This window comes from Adhaeribacter aerolatus, assembly GCF_007991635.1.
GTDB classification, from domain to species: Bacteria; Bacteroidota; Bacteroidia; order Cytophagales; family Hymenobacteraceae; genus Adhaeribacter; species Adhaeribacter aerolatus.
In genome coordinates, this window is sequence record NZ_BJYS01000034.1 from 1 (window position 1) to 15725 (window position 15725).

Below are 15725 nucleotides of genomic sequence, written 5' to 3' on the forward strand. Positions count from 1 at the left end.
CCAGCAACACTAACACTACTAACATCCAAACAACCCGCAGTAGTGGTTGAACCTTTCGGGCACTTAGCGCTGAAATTTTATATAAATCTAAAAAGTTCAACCTTGATTTAAAGGTTAATCCTATAACGTTTAGCACCTTTTTACAATGGCTAATTGCTTTTAGATTATTAATTTGGTTTAAATAATAGGAGAACTGCTTCATAAAATGAATTTTGTTTGAGTGGGTAGAACAGTAAGGAAACCGTAAGGGGCAGAGGAACTACTTAATTAAAAAGCAACCAATTAGGTATTTAAACCAACAACAGGCACTGGTGATAATAACACCAGCCGAAAATACATCACCAACTATTAACTTAAACCCAAATAGGCACGCGTAATAATTAAATCAGTGGAGCGTCAGAAAAAATATTACTTTTAGTTGGTAGCAAAAGGCTTTTTAGCCTCTAAGTAGACGGAAAATAGGCTATTAATCAGCAAAAAATTCTAACTTTTTGGTTAGATGCCTCTCAGAAAATGAGATATTAAGACTTTATGGATTTCAATAACTACATTTAAACTTACAAATATATTATCGCGAAAGCAATAAAAACACAAGATATTTTATCAGATTTATCTAATTGATTATTTATAAATTTATAAGTAAATAGGATTATACCAACTCTTAATTTAAATTACAGGCACTTTAGCTGAATGTACTTTCTATAAAACGAGTTATATGCGCACAAAAACAAACTATTTTTGTTGCATATAGCTAAAAACAGATTCCTTAATACTACATGATAATTGTCCCAAAAAGGATCAATATAATTTTTTAAGGATGCTAGTAAATTTCAGGTAAGCAATTATTTATGGATGGCTGTTCGGATTAAGAAATTCAAGCCGAGCAGTATTGCCACAGGATGTTTTTCAACAATACCCCATTAGCTTATAAATAATATACCCACTAATTTCGTGAAACAATTTGTGCCAGCCAGCCAGTGCGCTTTCGGCGGGAATTAGACCTTCGATGCGGAAAAGCCGGTCGGTGGAGTTGAAATCGGTGGGGAATACATCGTGCGGAATGCCGGCTTTGCTGAAGCACGCGGTGGAACGCCTCATGTGAAAAGCAGAAGTAATGACAATGAAGCGTTTCAGTTCGGGATGGTTAGCTAACAGCTTTTTGGTAAACCGGGCGTTTTCGTAAGTATTACGGCTTTTATCTTCCAATATGATGTCGGCTGAAGGCACGCCGGACAACCGCAGCAGTTTTTTTACTTCTTCGGCCTCGGAAGCATAAACTTTACGCAAAGCACCCGAACCGCCGGTAACCAATACTTTATCTATATGTCCAGTCTTGTAAAGCATTACGGTGTGCAGCAGCCGATCGGCACCTTTATTGGTGTATACCCGGTCGTGCGGTGATTTTTCGAGGGAGGTAAAACCAGTTAACAAAATGCCGGCATCGTATTGATTTATTTTTTTTAAAGGTACCGGCTCGTATTCCCAAGCCAGCCAGGCTTCGTTTATTAAGAAAGGGTTAGAAAAAAACAGCAGCAAACCCAAACTCAACCATAAGAAAACCCGGCCTCTTTTCTGATTTTTGGTAAGCAGGCCGTACAAAAAGAACCCCAAAATCCAGATGATAGGCATAATGAGGTAAAAAAGCACTTTCGATAATATAAAAAACATAAATACTAGAAGAAGGTAAAAAGCACCAGCAGCAGTATTGCCATTACCAATAAGGCAATTATATCTTTGTGCAGCTTTATTTTCACGGGTGCTTATTCGTATTTGGGCGGCAAGTTAAGAACTTACGGTTCTTTTTAAAACTCCGCTTTTACTCCGCCAGCATCATTTGTTTTATATATTTTACCGGGGCGCTGCCGTAGCTCAGAAACTTCTCGTGAAAGGCCTTCAGGTTAAAACCTGCTCCCTGCGTTTTTTTCAGTTCTTCCCGGAGGTCGTATATTTCGGTGTAGCCGGTAAAATAGCTCGACAGTTGCACCTGCGATAAAGTGGCCCGCTTCCACTTGGCCTCCGCTTCGGCGGTTTCCTGGAAGCCTTCTTCGGTCAACAAACGTAGGGCATCGGCCCGGCTCATATTTAATACGTGCACGCTATAATCCAGAATGGCATTGAGGGTAACGCGTAGATTCCACTTGTACCACATCAGCCACATTTCGGGGCTGTTTTGCCCGTAGCCGTTTTCCAGCATCATCCGCTCCGCGTACACCGCCCAGCCTTCTACCATCGCTCCATTGCCCAATATGGCTTTGATAATAGACGGCGAGCGGTTGCTGTAAACCAATTGGGTATAATGCCCCGGTATGGCCTCGTGAATATTTAAAATCTGCACCATATAGCGGTTATATTCCCGCAAATAGCTCTCGGCCTGTTCGGGGGTATATTTATCTAGCGGGGCAACATTATAATAAGTAGGAGCGGCTTTATCGTAAGGGCCAGGCGCCGAAATAGAAGCGCCGGCCACACCTTGCATGTAAAGCGGGGTTGGCCGGACTATTAGCGGCTTGGTTGGGTCCTGGGTAAGCAGGTTCTTTTCGTTTACAAATTTTACCAGTTGCGGAATTTGGTTTTCTATGGCCGTTAAAAAAGAATCGCGGGGAACGTGGTTCCGGGAAAGCCGGTTAATCATTTGTTTAACGGCGGCCAAACCTTCGGGCATAGGCTGATCCGGAAAATATTGGGGCCAGAGTTGGCGCGTTGCCTGCTGCATTTGTTTATGCAACTCCTGCTTGTGCAGCATAGCTTTCTGGTAAATTTCGCTGGCGGTGTAACCCGATTGGATTTCGTACCGGAATTTCTGTTCAAACGCATCCCGACCAATCCGGAAGTTTCGCCCACCCTCCTGTTGCAACTTAGGCAATTCTTTTTCCTGGAGGTAACTTACAAAATTTTCAATGGCGAGGCGGGTGGTTTCTATCCGTTGCCGCAGTAACATTTTTTCTAAATCCGGCAAGTTGCTATTTTCCAGCGAATCGGTCAGGGCAGGTTGAAAAACCGGCAACGCACCTAAATTCTGATCAATAGCCAGTTGGGTATGCTCCAAAGTGGGTCGGCGCAAGTTTTTAATGGCGGCTTCGTAATAATCTACGCTGCCAGCCATTTTTTCCGATATCGCCCGTAAGCGGGTATTTAAATCGGCATAACGCCCGTTCAGGATTTCGGCTACCGGATTTCCCAGGTTATATTCCGAAGGATCCCATTCGTAAGATTTAAATTCCTGCAAGCGCCAGATACCTTCTTCCAGAAAATTATGCAACATCCAAAAATCGATTTGGTTATTTTCCGATAATTTCCGGGGCGAAAACGAATCTAATTCCTTTGTAAATGCTTTGTACGAACGAATAACGGCTTCCCGCCGCTCCGGTGTCGGAATTACCAACAGGTTATCGTATTTATGGAAGCCTACGGCAGTGGCCCAGTCCGGGTGCAACTTCCAAAATTTCAGGACCAGCCGGTCTTTAAACTCGGTAAATTGGATATCTTCTTCAGAAATTTTTTCTGTTTTTTCCTGATTCCGGCAGGCCGGGGAAATAAATATTAAAAGTAAAAGGCTGCAGTAAAGCAGAAGTAAATATTTTCTCATATCGGGAGCTGAAAAGCATACTTAGGCCGATACGGAAAGGCCCGCGGTAAAGGTTAGCCTAAAATAAACGCCGGATTACCCAAAGCACTAAACTGATGAATATGCTCAGCAACAGCATACTCATAATAGGGGCATAAAACTTAAAGTTAGGCCGCTCTATCCGGATGTCGCCGGGCAAGTTGCCAAACCAGTTTAATTTATTCCCGAACAGCCAGATTAATAAGCCGATGAATACAATTCCCAAACCAACTAAAACTAATATTTTCCCGATTGGCTGCATTATAAAGAAGTAGTAAGTTTTAAGTAATCAGTTCCAGGTTTTCAAATACCAATTATATAAGTGTTATAAGTAGGACTTTCGCAAAATGGTTTTTTAACATTGTAAATCCTCCCCCTTGCCCCCTCCGAAGGGGAAGTTTGGATAATTTTGCAAAAGTCCTGATAAGATTATTTGCAGATAAAGCTATGGGTACCGCTTCCTTCTTTACCGGAATACCAATCGTCTGCCAAGCAAATAACTCGATTTGGCACCTGCTTATATTCAAAAAGGTGCGTTTATTACGTCAGAAAATTAGTTTGGTACCCAGGGCTAGATTCAGAATACGGCCTACCGGCAATTTTTTGTTGTTTAAGAAGCTAACCACTGCCAAATCATGGCTGCCTAATTCGGAATACAATTGCACCCGCTTAATCGCTGCATTTCCGCTGCCCACCTGCCGGCTAATAGATGCGCCTAAAAAAGGTGTTAACCGAAAACTGGTGGTCCACCAGTAATAGCCGTCGGGGTAATGCTCCGGCCAGGTGGTATAAAACTGGTGCCCAACCGAATAGCTAATACCCAGGCCCAGCCGTAACGGCTCCAGTAAATAACCATTTTTTAGTTCTACCTTAAACGGGTGGTAAGCGGTTTTGGCGGTAAGAATATGAATACTGGTGTTAATTTCGAAGCCTGGGGTAAAGCCGTATAAAATATCGGTTTGCATTTTATCGCGCGCATAACTATAACCCGGTCCGGCAGAAAGCAGGCCAATATTGCCGGCAAACTGCATTACCGCATGGTCGGGCAAATACCAGGGCCGGCTGGTATTAGAAGTATGCGAATCCTGCGCTTTGCCCAGGATAGTCATGTGCAGCAATAGCCCCACGAGTAATATTTTTCTGATTTTATTCATGACAACCCAATTAAAAATCTACTACTTCGTGGGTAATCTTTTTGCCAACAATGGTTAGCTCCACATACCGCCGGTTCGATACACTGCCAATAATCATATAATTAATGCCATCGTTGTAAGGCTGCATAATACGGTGCGTATGTTTATGCCCATGCAGCGGGTAGGCTCGGTATTGGCGGATTAATTGCGCATAAGGCGCTTCTTTCTTTCTGTCATAATCCTCATCAAACGGGCTTACGTGGGCAAGCACAATAACATTGTCGTAATTTTCGGTATCGCGCAAATTATTTTCGAGGAAATCCAGCCGCACAATGTCTTCGGTAAACTCCATGGTATTGGTGTTGAGCAGAATAAGGCGGTTACGGGCAAACTGGTAAACCTGCTCAAAAGGACCGTACATGTTAGCATAAACTTTATCGCCGTTGGCTACGCAGTCGTGGTTACCCAAAACTACCAAATAAGGCATTTTTAGTTTCTTTAAAATCTGATGCTGCCACCGGTATTCTTCCAGTAAGCCAAAATCCGAAATATCGCCGCCGTGTAGTACAAAATGAATTTTATGGCCTTTCTGCTCCGTTCGCTGATTGATGGCCTGTACAAAATCTTCGGTTTCGTCGTAAAAGCGCTGGGTATCCGATATGAGGGCAATGCGTAAAGTGTCGGTTGGTTTTAAACCCAAAGCAGCAATTTTCTCGGCATTCTTCCGGTTCAAATCCTTTTCGCTTTCTTTCAGCTTAACCTGATAAGGGCTATATTCAACTAATTCGCAGGAATTAAATACCAGCAATAACCCCATTAAAACTACCAGCAGGGGCTTTCGGTAGTAATCGTTTTTCATAGTTAGGTAGAGAAAAATAAATACTTTAATGCGTATACCGGGAGGTGGCGGATTCAGTTGCACGGGATTTCGACGGGAACCTTAACTTACCCCTAAGTTACGCAGTAAGGGCTTTAGCTAAAACCAAGGTTTACCCATAGTTCTATTCATTAGTTTTAAAACCGATGCACCGGATATTTTGTTTTCGGTTAATCAAACCCAAATATTACCTTCCCATCGGCATTTATCAGCAAAGCTGCTTCAAAGGCGTTTCCCGTTTTCTGCGATACAAAGCCTTTTATTTTGGATGTTTTTCCTTTCCGTAAAAGCATTTCTATTTGTTTGTCGGTAAGGGTTTTACTGCTAACCACAAAAGGAACCAAAAAACCACAACCTTCCCGGAAGCGGCTGCAACCGTAAGCTGTTTTGCCTTTCAGCATCTGGCCTTGTTTGCATTTGGGGCACACCAGCGGCGTGTCAGCTTTAGGCGTTTTCTCTACGCGGTTAGCGGTTAAGTTTTTGTTTTCATCAAACGTTAACTCCGCCGGATAAGGCGTTCCTCCGCCGTCCTCGGTCAAGCCTTTTACCACTACTTTTCCCTTTTGCAGCAAAGTAATTACCTGGGCATCGGTCAAGGTTTTTTCTTTATACATGAGTGGCAGCCGGAATTTGCAGTCTTCTTTCCAGCGCGAACAACCAAAAGCCTGGTTACCTTTTAGTACCCGGCCGGTTTGGCAAACCGGACAAGGACCATAACCTTCTGAAGCCGGATTGGAGACTGGTTTAGCCGTTGTTTTTTTTTCCGCTGTTTTTGCTTTGTTAGGCTCGGGAGCGGCAGCCGGTGTAGCTGGCTTGGCTTCCAGGTGCATGGTTTGGCGATCGGCTTTTACCTCCTGCACCATTTCGGAAACCAGTTGTTTTAATTCGTGCAGAAAAGCATCAGCGTTAAAATTACCTTGCTCAATCTGGCGGAGCTTTCGTTCCCATTGGCCGGTTAGCTCCGGCGATTTTAAAGTAGGGTTCTGAATCAGCCCGATCAGGTCGATGCCCATCTGGGTAGGAATAATTTTCTTTTTGTCTTTCCGGATATACTGCCGCTTAAACAAGGTTTCGATAATGGCGGCCCGTGTAGAAGGCCGGCCAATCCCATTTTCTTTTAACGCTTCTTTCAGTTCTTCGTCTTCTATTTGCTTACCGGCCGTTTCCATCGCCCGCAGCAAAGTCGCTTCGGTATAATCTTTGGGCGGGCTGGTCATTTTTTTATCTAATACCGGCTCGTGCGGTCCTTGTTCACCTTTTTCGAAAATAGGCAGAATAGCATTTTCTTCTTTGTCTTCGCCTTCGGCTTCTTTGGTATTTTGTTCTTTGGGCTCTTTGTCGTAAACTACCCGCCACCCTGGTTCTAATATTTGCCGGCCCTTGGCCCGGAAACCGTGTCCCGCCACATCGGCCAGCACGGTGGTGTTGCTCACAATACAGTCGGGGTAAAAAGCCGAAATAAAGCGTTTGACAATAACATCGTACACCCGCCCTTCCGAACCCGCCAAACCGGCCGAACCACCCGTGGGAATAATGGCGTGGTGGTCGGTAACCTTATTATTATTGAAAACTTTGGCAGTTTTCCGGATTTTATTTTGCAGCAAAGGCTGAGTTAGAGTCTGGTAAGCGTTCAGGTTTTGCAGAATGCCCGAAATCTTCGGATACATGTCGTCGGGCAGAAAAGTGGTATCTACCCGGGGATAGGTAACCACTTTTTTTTCGTACAAACTCTGCACTGTTTTCAGGGTCTCATCGGCCGAAAGCCCAAATTTATTATTGCATTCAACCTGCAGCGAAGTCAGGTCGAATAAACGGGGGGGGCTTTCTACACCTTTTTTTACCTCTATATCGGTAATGGTAAGCAGTTGGCCTTTAATAGCTTCCAGAACAGCCGCCGCCTTTTCTTCGGCCGTATATTTACCTGTAATACTCGAAAATATTGCTTCGCGGTAAAGGGTCTTCAGCTCCCAGTAAGGTTCGGGTTTAAAGTTCTGGATTTCGTGGTAGCGGTTTACCAGCATGGCCAGGGTAGGCGTTTGTACCCGGCCTAAAGATAATAACTGCCGCCCTTGCGCATATTTTAAGGTAAAAAGCCGGGTGGCATTCATGCCCAGCAACCAGTCGCCAATGGCGCGGCTTTTACCGGCCTGATACAAAGAATCAAATTCCGAACCTTCGCGCAATTGCGCAAAGCCCTGCCGGATGGCTTCTTCGGTTAAAGAAGAAATCCAAAGCCGCTTGAAGGGGCGGCGAAATTTGGCTTCGGTAAGCACCCAACGCTGGATCACTTCTCCCTCCTGCCCCGCATCGCCGCAGTTTATAACCTCTGTAGCACCTTGTAATAAAGTTTTAATAATGCCGAACTGCTTCTGCACACCCTTATCCTGCATCAGTTTAATGCCAAACTGATCGGGTATCATGGGCAAATCATGAATGCTCCAGCGCTTCCATTCGGGGCGGTAATCGTCGGGTTCGCGCAATTGGCAGAAATGACCGAAAGTCCAGGTTACCTGATAGCCATTGCCCTCGAAGTAGCCGTCCTTTTTATTTTTCGCCCCAATTACCGAAGCAATCTCCCGGGCCACACTGGGTTTTTCCGCAATACAAACTTTCAACGCTGCTGGGCTAGGTTAAACTTAATTACGGTACAAAAATAAGGGTATCTGACCGATTTTCCGCTTTAAATAAAACAGGTTGTAAAAGTGCCAGCTGGTACATGCCTGGATGGCAGGTAAGAAAGATTAAATTTTGATGCCCGAAAGCTGCAGGAAGGTGGGGTGTGACTTTAAAAGCTACGCGTGGATAAGGCCATAAAAAACCCTGGCCGCAAATATACATTTGCAACCAGGGAAAAAGGATATCTTTATTTTACGGTAAAATGAACTTCTTTGATGCCTACATTGGTCCGGCCATCAACGGTATTCAGGGTTAACAAGTACTCGCCGGCGGGCAGGGTAGCGGCCGAGAAAGCCGTATCAATAACAACCGGATTTTTCACCGGGAAGTCTTTAAAGCTCCACAAAGCTTTGCTGCTATTATCATTTCCCTGGCCGATTCCCAAGCCTTTATTATTGGGGTTTGCGTTGGGGTTACCGTTTCCGGTAGCTGATTCGCCCAGCTTTACCACCTGCACTTCTAACTCTTTAACTTTATCTTTATCCGAAATAACCGATTCTATTTTAATGGCTTGGTTACTTGAAAATACACTATTATCTGCCGGTGCCGAAATAGCTATATAGGGCTTAGAACCATCGGGTTCGCTGTCTTTTTTCGCAAAATATTCTTCACAACCGGTTAATACAGCTACTAGGGCCACGAAAGCAAATTTAGTATACTTCATAATCTAAATATATGGTAAAACTTATTTTTGGGTATTTTGCTTAAAGGAACACAACATTTATATTAACCTATAAAGTTTTGTACTTTAATAATAAAATAACTTAAATATTATAACTTTTTTAACAAACCTTGAAACATTAGCGTAAAAGAACTCGTTAAAGGCGCGCTTATAACTTTGTAAACGATCATTATGGTTTGTTATTTTTCTGAGGTCTAAAAAAAACGTCCACTTAGCGGAGGGACAAACCAAAAAGGGCTGTATTCGTAATATAGGAAGGCCTTTTTAGTTTTTTTAGAGAGGATTTATTTTTAACCTAAATGCAAAAACTATGAGAGATTACGAGAATTCGGACACGTCGTCCTTCAATACTTACCGCTCCGGGAGCGAAAATCCCAGAAGAGAACTTTCCAGCCGGACCGGCTATGGTAGCCCGGCTTCGGTAACCCGGCGCGGCTCTACTTTTGGTACAGCCGACCATTTTCAGGACAACTCCGTCTGGCACCAACCCCAGGATTACCGGGAGCATCGCAACGAAGATCAACGAAACGATCGGAACCAATCTAATTACCAGAGTTGGAACGAACCACGGAATCAAAACGATAACTGGCAGTCAAACCAAAACCGGGATTACAACAACCGCCAATCTTCGCAATCAAGTAATTGGCAGTCTAATCAATCCAGCAACTGGCAAGCTGGCCAGCAGAACCGCTGGCCGCAGGATAACCGCCAGTACCAAAATAATTACGGCAACCACTCGCAGGACCGGGATTACGACCGCCACCGTTCCGGTGATCGGAATTTCTTTGAACGGGCCGGGGACCAGATGAACCAAACCTGGAACCGCTGGACCAACGATGACGACCAAAACCGTTATCAAAACAACCGTTACGACCAGAACCGGAGTAATCTAAATTCGGGTGATAATCAACGTAGGTACTCCTCGGATTATGGCTATAATAACGCCAGTAACCAGGGCCGTGGCTACGACGAAAACCGCTACAGCCAACGCCGGAACAATTACGACCAAGATAATCGCCGCGATGAGCATGAAGGCGAAGGTTTCTTTGACCGGGTAGGTAATTATATCAGCAATGCCTGGCACAATATAACCCAGGAAGAACGCGATGATCAGGAACGCGCTAACCGGAACCGGAGCAATAGCTGGAACGATGACGACAACCGCAGCCATAACCGCACCTCCGGCAACAGTGGACCACCTTACAACTATGGTTCCTCTTCCCGCCGCGATTATGAGTGGTAAGGGAAAAGGAGTTGAACGTTAAAAAATTAGCGTGTCTTTAACTTTCAATTTTTACCTTTTAAACTTAATTACAAAAAAGCCTTGCTGATTTCTTCGGCAAGGCTTTTTAATAATCAGACAAAACAAAAAACTAAACAACAGGTATCTAAGCCGGGCTTTCAACCGGAGCCGGCTCCATGTTGTAAATATGCTCAAACCGTTTCAAATCATCTTCCTTCCAGTTTAAATCTTTCAGAATGCCTTCGCCAATGTCATAAACCAGGCCGTGCAATTGCGGTGGATTATCCGATTTCATGGCGGTTTGAATAATAGAGGTTTTGGCAAGGTTGCGGACCTGCTCAATTACATTTAATTCTACCAGCCGACGGGCTTTTGCCGCATCGTCCTTCAGCCGTAAAAATTCTACTTCGTGCAGGCGCATCACGTCTTTAATATTCGTTAGCCAATTATCAATCAGCCCGTACGATTTGTCGCTCATGGCCGCGAGCACCCCGCCGCAGCCATAATGCCCGCACACAATAATGTGTCTTACCTTTAAAACCTCTACCGCATACTGTAAAACCGATAATAAATTAATATCGGTATGCACCACCATGTTGGCAATGTTGCGGTGTACAAACATTTCGCCGGGTCTGGTACCCGATATTTCGTTGGCCGGTACCCGGCTATCGGAGCAGCCTATAAATAAATATTCCGGCTTTTGGCCCAGGGCCAGTTTCTTAAAATATTCCTGATCCTCAGAAAGCTTTTCGGCTACCCATTTACGGTTTCCTTCAAATATTTTTTCCATCATCTTTTTTTTACGTGTTCTTAACTACTGCTGTATTCGTTACTTTAGTGCATTTCCAGTACACCTACTTCGGGCACATTCAGCAGCTCTACTTTAATATTCCGCTCGTGGGCGGCTTTCCTGAATTCCTGGATTGCTTCCAGAACATCGTAATCTATGTATTCCGAGTTTTCACCATCAATAATTACATGCGAATTAGCCGGTAACTTATCCAGGGTAAGAATGATGCTGGCTTTGTTCAGGAACGATACGTGCTCACTTAACCGGAGGCGGATAGTCTGGCGATCAGAGCTCTCTTCGCGTTGATAGAAGTAAGGCGATTTGTAATTGGCTTTCAGGATAAAGAAAATACCTACTGCCAAACCGATGCATATACCAATGAGCAAATCGGTAAACAGAATGGCCACTACGGTAACGATGAAGGGGAAAAACTGCTCGAACCCGAGTTTAAACTGTGCCTTGAATAAGCTGGGTTTAGTGAGTTTATACCCTACCACCAGTAAAACAGCGGCCAGCGCCGAAAGCGGAATCTGGTTCATGAGGCTGGCCAGAAAAAGTACCGACAAAAGCAGAAAAATACCATGCACAAAAGACGAAACCCTGGTTTGTCCGCCGGCTGCCACATTGGTAGAACTGCGCACGATTACGGCTGTCATGGGTAAACCGCCTAATAGACCTGCCACTATGTTGCCTACCCCTTGTGCCCGAAGCTCCCGGTTGGTATGGCTGCGGCGCTTATGCGGGTCTAGTTTGTCAACGGCCTCCACACTCAGCAGGGTTTCCAGGCTGGCCACAATGGCAATGGTAAAAGCAACAATATACAACGAAGGATCCGCTAATTTTTCTAAGCTCAAAAAGCGGAGTTCATTTTTTAAATCGGCAATACCGTCTACTACCGGCAAGTTTACCAGGTGGCTGGGGGCTATAGCCAACGCAGGAAAATAGTTCTTAAAAATCAGGTTAAGAACAATAGCCAGTCCAACCGCAACCAAAGCACCGGGTATTAATTTAAAAAAGGAGTACCGCTTTAACTGGGGCTTATCCCATAACAATACAATAATCAGCGATACAACACCTACTATCAAGGCTCCGGCTTCTAATTGAGAAAAGGCAAAACCAATTTCTGAGAACGTGTTGCGCCCATCCGGCTGGAAGAAATCCATTTCTCCGAAGAAATCTTCATCGGCCCCTAAAAAATGAGGTATTTGTTTTAGAATAAGAATAAGCCCGATAGCGGCCAGCATTCCCCTGATTACCGAGGAAGGGAAGTAAAGACCTATAACGCCGGCTTTTAAGAAGCCCAGTACCAACTGAATGGCACCGGCCAGCACTACGGCCAGCAGGAAAGACTCAAAACTACCCAAGGTTTCAATTCCATTGAGTACAATAACCGTTAAACCGGCGGCCGGGCCACTAACACTCAGCTCGGAGCCACTTAGCCAGGCTACTATTATACCTCCTACTATACCGGTAACCACTCCCGCAAAGAGCGGCGCGCCCGAGGCAAGTGAAATACCTAAACAAAGGGGTAGCGCCACAAAAAAAACAACCAATCCGGCAGGTATATCTTTCCCCAGATTGGCCAGGTAGCTTGGGTTGTAAGTATTTTCTTTCATAAAATTTCAGTTTTCCCCTTATATATCACCGCATTTAACTTAAACAGGAAACTGCAGGATTGTTCTATTTTATTTTTAGTGCTGCAAACTTACCAGCACTACATTAAGGGGGTATTAAACTGAAATTAAAATGAGATTAAAATTTCGGCAGCCGGAATGGTAACGACTACTTCGGTACCAACACCCAGTTTAGAGTTTATCTGAATAGTGCCTTTATGTAGTTTTACTATTCTTTCGGCCAGCGGCAAGCCAATGCCGTGGCCCGAAATATCGCGCACGTTATCGGCACGCCAGAAGGGCACAAAAACCTTTTTTAAATCGTCCGGCGACATGCCCCGGCCCTCGTCTTTTATTTGCAGCTGCACAAAATTCCGGTGCGCCGATATACTACCCTTGATGGATTGGCCCCGCCCGGAAAACTTACAGGCATTTTCGATAATATTTAATAACGCAATCAGCAGCAGCGATTCATTGCCCCGGCAATTCAGTCGCCGTTCATCGTCGGGTAAGTTTTCAAAATTTATGTCAATCAGGGCGTGGGGCTGGCGTTTTTTAGCTTCTTCTATGGCCTGAAAAACCAACTCATCGAAACGGAGCGGCTCCAGTTTAATTTTAGAAATATCGAAGCTGGCGTGCGCAATCTGGAGCATTCCGTTCGAAAGGCGGGCTAACAGACGGGCTTCGTCGAGTACCGATTGCAGTACCTGCTTGTACTCGTAGGATTCTCGGGGCTTCATCAAGGCCACTTCCAGTTCGCCGATAATTGCTGTAAGCGGGGTACGAAGTTCGTGGCTGGCGTTGGAAATAAAGGTGTTTTGCATGTCAAACGCGCTTTCCAGCCGGTCGAGCATATAATTAAATGTAAGCGCCAGGTGCGAAACCTCGTCTTTCCCGTCGGCTTGACTCAGACGTAAATGCAAATCCGAAGCGTTGATTTTCTCCACTTCCTGCACTACTTTCAGAATGGGTCGCAAGGCCTGTTTCGCAAAAAACCAGCCACCCACGAACACAACCAGCATGGATCCCAGAAAACACGTTACCAGAATGAGCCTGAGGTCGCCCAGTTTCTCCAGGGTAATCACATCTATCGATGAAGCCACCACCACGTATTCGCCGGATACGTCTTTATAAACTAAACCCGTAAAATGACGTCGTCCTTCTTTCCACTCTTGCAGGCGGTTCTGCTTTATTTTGTCAAAAATTACCGGTGACAGGTTGAAGGTGCCTTCTCCTTCGCGGAAAACTACTTTTCCCTGCAAGTTATACACCTGCACAATTTCGTAAGGTAAGGTCTGGTAATATTTCTGCAGGATACGCCGGTAGGTGGCCTCACTTACCTTATCGGCATCCAGAAACACATGGGCCACAATATTGGCCCGGTTGGCCAGGCTATCATAAAAAGAAATGCTGCGGGTAATAGCCGTGTAAAAATAGACGGTAAGCGAAAACAAAACCAGGATAATGGCAAAAATAGAAGTAAACTGTAAAGTAAGCCGGGTCCTGATTTTCATACCAACTAAACTTCTTTCAGCACATAACCCATCCCTACCAGGGTATGAATTAATTTAGGCGAAAAATCCTTATCTATTTTTTTCCGCAGGAAATTAATATAAACGTCTATCACGTTACTGCCCGTATCAAAAGACGTTTCCCAAACCTGCTCAATGATATCTACCCTGGACACCACCCGCTCTTTGTTCCGGAGTAAATAATGCAACAGGGAAAATTCGCGGGCGGTTAAACTAATCGGCACGCCTGAACGGATAACGGTTTTCTTCGTCAGGTTTAACTCCAGATCGGCCACCTTTAATATTTCATTGTTCGGAACCTCGTACGCCCGGCGGGTTAAGGCCCGTATGCGGGCCAGCAGTTCCTGAAATACGAAAGGCTTAACCAGGTAGTCATCGGCGCCTGAGTCCAGGCCTAATATTTTATCGTCGGTACTGCCCAGGGCGGTTAGCATTAAGATGGGGATAGCCGGTTTCTGTTGCCTGATTTCGCGGCAAACCTCTACCCCGCTTTGCTTGGGCAAAATCACATCCAGAATTACCAGGTCATACTCGTTTTCGGTCGCCAGTTTTTTACCAAAATATCCATCGTAGGCCACATCAACCTCGTATGCCTGTTCTTCCAATCCTTTCTTTATAAACGCCGATACTTTGGGTTCATCTTCTACCACCAATATTTTCATACAAACCAGCCGGTAATTTAGAATTAAAGCTCGAAGGTAAAACCTTTATCTTTTAGCTTGTGGTACGTTTCTTTATTAAAACTATATAAACGAGCCGCCCGGTGTGCCACGCCTACCTGGGTTTCGTCGAGGGGCATCAGCAGATTCATCTTCAATATTTTCTTCCGGAAATTCCGGGTATCAAACACAGTTCCCAACACGGCTTCGTACAAACCCTGCAATTCGGTTAAGGTAAATTTTTGGGGCAATAATTCAAAGCCAATGGGCTCGGTTCTTACTTTGGCCCGCAGAAATTCCAGCGTTGTATCTAAAATGTGCTGGTGGTCAAATACCAGTTCGGGTAACTCCAGAATATCAAACCAGTTAATATCGGTAGCGTCCGGGCCGGCTTTCAGGTTTTCGAGGGTGTAATTGATAAGGGCGTAATAAGCTACCGTAACTACCCGCCTGTCCGGAAAACGGTTTACCGCGCCAAAGGTATACACCTGCTCCATATACACGTTCGACATACCGGTCATGTTTTGCAGGGTACGCCGCGCCGACATATCTAAATCTTCGTTGTACAGCACAAAACCGCCCGGCAATGCCCACGAACCCGCTAGGGGCTCAATATTCCGCCGGATTAACAACACTTTCAGTTTCCGGTTATCTAATCCAAAAATAATATTATCCGTCGAGATGGAAGGCAGTATATCTTCCGGCCTGTAATCCATAATTATTAATTAAAAGGATGTTTTATTTAGGTTCATCCGACCAGCAAGGTAAAAAAGAAATCTTTTCACTTGCACTTTTTCTTTTTTAATTTTCAAATATACACGACTAAACGGTAGATTTTCGAAGCCGGTAAAAGTTAAATCCTTTAACCTTTCTGTTTAGCAGTCAGTACACTAAAATGTTTTCCAAAATTTATCCT

The 15725-nt window shown here is 44.7% G+C and carries 14 protein-coding genes; 1 reads left to right on the forward strand and 13 read right to left on the reverse strand.

Going from position 1 to position 15725, the window contains the following annotated elements; all coding sequences use genetic code 11:
• The 8 genes from AAE02nite_RS26575 to AAE02nite_RS20020 all read right to left on the reverse strand — a co-directional run.
• The coding region (locus tag AAE02nite_RS26575) for a hypothetical protein (protein WP_218033527.1) at positions 1-202 on the reverse strand (202 nt) is incomplete at its 3' end.
• A 704-nt stretch (positions 203-906) separates the two neighbouring features.
• Complete coding sequence (locus AAE02nite_RS19990) at positions 907-1668, reverse strand: YdcF family protein (protein WP_146902065.1); 762 nt, start codon at positions 1666-1668, stop codon at positions 907-909.
• Between the two features lie 148 nt (positions 1669-1816).
• Entirely contained in the window at positions 1817-3586 is a 1770-nt protein-coding gene (locus AAE02nite_RS19995; protein ID WP_146902068.1) for a DUF885 domain-containing protein, read from the reverse strand.
• Positions 3587-3644: 58 nt separating this feature from the next.
• A complete protein-coding gene (locus AAE02nite_RS20000) occupies positions 3645-3866 on the reverse strand; it encodes a DUF2905 domain-containing protein (protein WP_146902071.1) in 222 nt (73 codons plus the stop codon).
• A 283-nt stretch (positions 3867-4149) separates the two neighbouring features.
• Positions 4150-4758, reverse strand: coding sequence for a hypothetical protein (locus AAE02nite_RS20005; protein ID WP_146902076.1), 609 nt, complete (start codon positions 4756-4758; stop codon positions 4150-4152).
• Between the two features lie 10 nt (positions 4759-4768).
• On the reverse strand, positions 4769-5596 hold the full coding sequence (locus tag AAE02nite_RS20010; RefSeq protein WP_146902079.1) for a metallophosphoesterase family protein: 828 nt from the start codon (positions 5594-5596) through the stop codon (positions 4769-4771).
• A gap of 188 nt (positions 5597-5784) precedes the next feature.
• Positions 5785-8229 carry a type IA DNA topoisomerase gene (locus AAE02nite_RS20015; RefSeq protein ID WP_146902082.1) on the reverse strand — a complete coding sequence of 815 codons (2445 nt, stop codon included), beginning with the start codon at positions 8227-8229 and terminating at the stop codon, positions 5785-5787.
• 248 nt (positions 8230-8477) lie between these two features.
• The gene (locus tag AAE02nite_RS20020) at positions 8478-8954 is read right to left on the reverse strand and encodes a hypothetical protein (RefSeq protein WP_146902085.1); all 477 of its coding nucleotides are present in this window, start codon (positions 8952-8954) and stop codon (positions 8478-8480) included.
• Between the two features lie 328 nt (positions 8955-9282).
• Between AAE02nite_RS20020 and AAE02nite_RS20025 the strand changes: the two genes are divergently transcribed.
• Positions 9283-10215 carry a hypothetical protein gene (locus AAE02nite_RS20025; RefSeq protein WP_146902088.1) on the forward strand — a complete coding sequence of 311 codons (933 nt, stop codon included), beginning with the start codon at positions 9283-9285 and terminating at the stop codon, positions 10213-10215.
• A gap of 145 nt (positions 10216-10360) precedes the next feature.
• Here AAE02nite_RS20025 and AAE02nite_RS20030 read toward each other — a convergent pair whose 3' ends face one another.
• From AAE02nite_RS20030 to AAE02nite_RS20050, 5 genes are all read right to left on the reverse strand, one after another.
• Positions 10361-11008 carry a carbonic anhydrase gene (locus AAE02nite_RS20030; RefSeq protein ID WP_307725559.1) on the reverse strand — a complete coding sequence of 216 codons (648 nt, stop codon included), beginning with the start codon at positions 11006-11008 and terminating at the stop codon, positions 10361-10363.
• A gap of 41 nt (positions 11009-11049) precedes the next feature.
• The gene (locus tag AAE02nite_RS20035) at positions 11050-12621 is read right to left on the reverse strand and encodes a SulP family inorganic anion transporter (protein WP_146902091.1); all 1572 of its coding nucleotides are present in this window, start codon (positions 12619-12621) and stop codon (positions 11050-11052) included.
• Positions 12622-12746: 125 nt separating this feature from the next.
• A complete protein-coding gene (locus AAE02nite_RS20040; RefSeq protein ID WP_146902096.1) occupies positions 12747-14132 on the reverse strand; it encodes a HAMP domain-containing sensor histidine kinase in 1386 nt (461 codons plus the stop codon).
• Positions 14133-14137: 5 nt separating this feature from the next.
• A complete protein-coding gene (locus tag AAE02nite_RS20045; protein WP_146902099.1) occupies positions 14138-14812 on the reverse strand; it encodes a response regulator transcription factor in 675 nt (224 codons plus the stop codon).
• A 23-nt stretch (positions 14813-14835) separates the two neighbouring features.
• Entirely contained in the window at positions 14836-15525 is a 690-nt protein-coding gene (locus AAE02nite_RS20050; protein ID WP_146902102.1) for an NUDIX hydrolase, read from the reverse strand.
• Positions 15526-15725: the final 200 nt, after the last annotated feature.

Excerpts from the sequence above, each read along its gene's own strand:
- AAE02nite_RS20045 (WP_146902099.1), bottom strand. The coding sequence starts at position 14,812 with ATGAAAATATTGGTGGTAGAAGATGAACCCAAAGTATCGGCGTTTATA.
- AAE02nite_RS19995 (WP_146902068.1), bottom strand. The coding sequence starts at position 3,586 with ATGAGAAAATATTTACTTCTGCTTTACTGCAGCCTTTTACTTTTAATA.
- AAE02nite_RS20010 (WP_146902079.1), bottom strand. The coding sequence starts at position 5,596 with ATGAAAAACGATTACTACCGAAAGCCCCTGCTGGTAGTTTTAATGGGG.
- AAE02nite_RS20035 (WP_146902091.1), bottom strand. The coding sequence starts at position 12,621 with ATGAAAGAAAATACTTACAACCCAAGCTACCTGGCCAATCTGGGGAAA.
- AAE02nite_RS20050 (WP_146902102.1), bottom strand. The coding sequence starts at position 15,525 with ATGGATTACAGGCCGGAAGATATACTGCCTTCCATCTCGACGGATAAT.
- AAE02nite_RS20000 (WP_146902071.1), bottom strand. The coding sequence starts at position 3,866 with ATGCAGCCAATCGGGAAAATATTAGTTTTAGTTGGTTTGGGAATTGTA.
- AAE02nite_RS20020 (WP_146902085.1), bottom strand. The coding sequence starts at position 8,954 with ATGAAGTATACTAAATTTGCTTTCGTGGCCCTAGTAGCTGTATTAACC.
- AAE02nite_RS20040 (WP_146902096.1), bottom strand. The coding sequence starts at position 14,132 with ATGAAAATCAGGACCCGGCTTACTTTACAGTTTACTTCTATTTTTGCC.
- AAE02nite_RS19990 (WP_146902065.1), bottom strand. The coding sequence starts at position 1,668 with ATGTTTTTTATATTATCGAAAGTGCTTTTTTACCTCATTATGCCTATC.
- AAE02nite_RS20025 (WP_146902088.1), top strand. The coding sequence starts at position 9,283 with ATGAGAGATTACGAGAATTCGGACACGTCGTCCTTCAATACTTACCGC.
- AAE02nite_RS20005 (WP_146902076.1), bottom strand. The coding sequence starts at position 4,758 with ATGAATAAAATCAGAAAAATATTACTCGTGGGGCTATTGCTGCACATG.
- AAE02nite_RS20030 (WP_307725559.1), bottom strand. The coding sequence starts at position 11,008 with ATGATGGAAAAAATATTTGAAGGAAACCGTAAATGGGTAGCCGAAAAG.